The sequence below is a fragment of the Alcanivorax sp. HI0083 genome, assembly GCF_001635175.1.
Map to the genome: position 1 here is coordinate 1 of NZ_LWFX01001608.1, position 3945 is coordinate 3945.

The 3945-nt window shown below is 57.6% G+C and carries 5 protein-coding genes; 1 reads left to right on the top strand and 4 read right to left on the bottom strand.

The features are described from left to right. From A3754_RS23850 to A3754_RS23860, 4 genes are all read right to left on the bottom strand, one after another. Positions 1-905: peroxidase family protein (locus tag A3754_RS23850; RefSeq protein WP_304439867.1), on the bottom strand; the 905-nt coding region annotated here is incomplete at its 3' end. A gap of 24 nt (positions 906-929) precedes the next feature. Continuing rightward, positions 930-1154, bottom strand: a complete 225-nt coding sequence (locus tag A3754_RS26810; RefSeq protein ID WP_156497192.1) for a hypothetical protein — start codon at positions 1152-1154, stop codon at positions 930-932. Positions 1155-1365: 211 nt separating this feature from the next. Then, entirely contained in the window at positions 1366-2775 is a 1410-nt protein-coding gene (locus A3754_RS23855) for an aldehyde dehydrogenase (RefSeq protein WP_063521529.1), read from the bottom strand. Positions 2776-3014: 239 nt separating this feature from the next. Beyond that, positions 3015-3635 carry a 1-acyl-sn-glycerol-3-phosphate acyltransferase gene (locus A3754_RS23860; RefSeq protein WP_063521530.1) on the bottom strand — a complete coding sequence of 207 codons (621 nt, stop codon included), beginning with the start codon at positions 3633-3635 and terminating at the stop codon, positions 3015-3017. Positions 3636-3824: 189 nt separating this feature from the next. Between A3754_RS23860 and A3754_RS23865 the strand changes: the two genes are divergently transcribed. Further along, on the top strand, positions 3825-3945 hold a 121-nt coding region (locus tag A3754_RS23865), incomplete at its 3' end, for a DUF520 family protein (RefSeq protein ID WP_156497193.1).

Below are 3945 nucleotides of genomic sequence, written 5' to 3' on the forward strand. Positions count from 1 at the left end.
GGGCCACCGCCCATGGTGTCGTCACCCTTACCGGTACCCACACTGCTACGCCAGCCCAAGCCTTGCTCCGCCAACCCGGCGCCTTCCGGGTCGGGGCCGACTTTTTCCGGGTCACCGGCACCGTGGGCTTTGCCGAAGGTGTGACCACCGGCAATCAGGGCAACGGTTTCTTCATCGTCCATGGCCATGCGCGCAAACGTTTCGCGAATGTCGTGGGCGGCGGCTTTCGGGTCCGGGTCGCCATTGGGGCCTTCCGGGTTCACATAGATCAGCCCCATCATGGTGGCAGCCAGGGGGTTTTCCAGATCACGCTTGCCATCGAAGCGTTTTTCGTTGGTCAGCCATTCATGTTCACGGCCCCAGTACACATCCTGATCCGGTTCCCAGGTATCTTCACGGCCACCGGCAAAGCCAAAGGTTTTAAAGCCCATGGATTCCAGTGCCACATTGCCGGTAAGAATGATCAGATCTGCCCAGGAAATCTTGCTGCCGTATTTCTGTTTCACCGGCCAGATCAGGCGACGGGCCTTGTCCAGGTTCACGTTATCCGGCCAGCCATTGAGCGGGGCAAAACGCTGCTGGCCACGGCCACCGCCGCCACGCCCATCACCAATGCGATAGGTACCGGCGCTGTGCCAGGCCATCCGAATGAACAGCCCACCGTAGTGGCCGAAATCCGCCGGCCACCAGTCCTGTGAATCGGTCATTACGGCGTGCAGATCTTTTTTCACCGCCTCCAGATCCAGGCTGTTGAATGCCTTGGCATAGTCGAAATCCACATTCATGGGGTTCGACAGTGAGGAATGCTGGTTGAGCAGATCCAGGCGCAACTGGTTCGGCCACCAGTCCTGATTGGTGGTTCCGCCACCTGCGGCATGCATCGGGCATTGACTTGCATCAGCCATGACTCTCTCCCTGTTGAGTGTGTGTTAGCTGTTGATCCAGTTATATCCCTTAACCCTCGCCCCCGGCCAGTTGGCTTTGGCAAATACGCCGATAGTTTTTCCCAAACACGAAAAGATCGCCGATAGACCGTCACCGTTGCTTGCGGCCCCAACGCCTTCGTAATGTAACGCCTGAGAGGCAACAAGCACAAAGCGCCAGCCTGGCAGCCAGAACTTCACACAACCTTCACCCAAACGGGCAGCGGTCATCACAAAATACCCGTGGGAGACGCAGAAAATATGACAAGGGGGAAGAGGAAAGGGGGGCGGCCGGAACCACGCGGGCGAAGGTTATAAGAGTAATAAAAAGGGCCAGACGCTGGCTTTACACCCGCTCCTGAACCCCATTACCGCTGTACTTTTGCGTCTTCACCCAGGCTGGAATTGCCCTGCAGCCGGACAGAGAGCCTGAGGAATCCACCTATTTGATCAGCTTCTTCATCATGTTGACCTTATCCTTGTAAGGCGCATAACGGAACTTGATGTCGAACAGTGTCGTCGCCTTCAGGATGCTTCGCTTGTGAGAAAAAACATCAAAGGAGTTCTGCCCGTGATAAGCCCCCATACCACTTTCGCCCACGCCACCGAACGGCAGGTTGGGGTTGGCCACATGCATCACGGTGTTGTTGATGCAGCCACCGCCGAACTGGGTATTGTCGAGCACCTGGCGCTCCACGTGTTCACTGCCAGTGAACAGGTATAACGCCAGCGGATGTTCCGGCAGTTTTTTGAGGTTGCCTATCAGCTCCTCCATGGACGAGTAAGTCAGCATGGGCAGCACCGGGCCAAAAATTTCTTCCTGCATCACCGTGTCATCCATGGTCACGTCCGTGAGCAAGGTCGGGGCGATATATTTCCGGGCCTTGTCGGTCTCGCCGCCTGCCAGCACCTTGGCGGTGTCAATCAAGCCAGCCACCCGATCAAAGTGGCGATCATTGATCATGCGCCCCAGGTCCGGGCTCTGGCTCGGGTCATCGCCGTAGAATGCTTTCAGCGTAGCAACCATTTCCTTCTCGAAGGCACTCTTGATATCCGCGTGCACATGGATGTGATCCGGCGCCACACAGGTCTGCCCCACATTCAACATCTTGCCGGCGAGAATCCGGCGGGCGGCCACTTTCAGGTTGGCGTCCTTATGCACGATGGTGGGGCTCTTGCCGCCCAGCTCCAGCGTTACCTTGGTCAGGTGCTTGGCAGCGGCGGCCATGACGATACGGCCCACCCGTGGGCTACCCGTGAAGAAGATATGGTCGAAGCGCTCTTCGAGCAGCTCATTGGTCACCTCGGTACTGCCCTTGAACACCGCCACATATTCGTCGCTGTAGCACTGTTTGATGATCTTCTCGACCACATCCGCCACGGTGGGGTTCAAGGATGAGGGCTTCAACACAGCCGTGTTGCCGGCGGCAATGGACCCGATCAGCGGCTGCACCAATAACAGAAACGGATAGTTGTAAGGGCCAAGCAAAAAGGTGCCCCCCTGCGGGGTAGACTCAATACGGCTGCGACCCGGTTGCGCCCACATGCAGGTGCCCACGCGCTTGGGTTTCATCCAGTTTTTCAGGTGCTTGATGGTGTGTTTTAGGTCCTCGATGGCCGTGCTGATTTCAATGTAGGCCTCGAAGGGCGGGCGACCGATATCTGCATGCAGGGCATCCTGAATCTGGCCCTGGTACTGAACAATCGCGTCTTTCAGCTTTTTCAGCTGCCGCAGACGAAATTCATAACTGCGGGTCGCCCCGGATTCAAAGTAGTTACGCTGACGGGCGACAGCCCGGGTCGCCCACCCCTGTGCTTCATTCACATTGCTGTTATCCAGAACCGCACCCATGGCAAATCTCCGTGTGAATACATTATTCAGGGCCACGAGTGTTCCACGGGTTCTTCGCACCCACCATGAGAAAAGTGCGCGAAACCTGACATAAAAAACCAACCGGGGTCATTTACCCGCACAAAGTAAACAAGCCCTTACTTATTGTTTTCCTTACAGAAAGTAGACCATCTACAGATTCGCACCGAGCGTCTACCTTGAGACTGTCGATGAGCCACCAGCGTCAGGCAGTCATGCGGTTATTGCACGTCAGCCTCACGCGCCGCTTTTGCCGCAGAGACTGGCACAGAGAGCTTGTTCGCATGGCGTGGCGTCGCTCGCGCAAAGTGCGTGTAAATCTGCTGAAGATCCGCTTCCATATCATCGCCGGGATAAATCACCACGGGAAACGAAAAGGTTTTTGCCTTGTAGTCCGCCAACGCCAGAATAATCGGCACCTTGGCCTGGCGGGCAATATGATAGAACCCCAGCTTCCATTGATCTGCATTGCTGCGGGTGCCTTCCGGGGTCACCGCGATCAGCAACTTCTCACGCTCTGCAAACGCCGCCACGGTTTGCTCAACCATCCCGCCAGCCTGGCCCCGCTCAATCGGCATGGCCCCCAGTTTGCGCAGCAAGACCCCCAGCGGCCCCTTGAACAGGCTGCTTTTGATCATCACGTTGACGTCTTTCTGCAATGCGGAGCGGCTCACCAGCGCCAACACCCCGTCCCAGTTGGAGGTGTGAGGCCCGCCGGCAATCACTGCCCGGTCGATATCCGGGAAGGGGCCGGCCGACCAACCGGTGAGCCGCAACAGCGCCTGGCCGATTCGCTGGCCCAAAGGCACACGGGGCGGCCGCTCTGTGGACTGATTTTGCATACCCTAACCCTCAATTGGTGTCGCATTCCCGCCCTGCGGGCGCGGCTGCAGCGCAGCACAATCGCACAGTATATCGGATAGCCCACCGGCACCGCATTGACGACTCACTCCCCGACTTGCCCCACAACCGGTTTGCCTCTGTATAATTGCCCGATCCAGACACGCCATTACTGCCGACAGGACCTCCCTATGCCGTCTTTCGATATTGTTTCCGAGATTGATGAAGTCGCCCTTCGCCATGCGGTGGACAACGCCAACCGCGAGCTGTCTACCCGGTTCGATTTCCGCGGCGTGGAGGCCAGCATCGAGC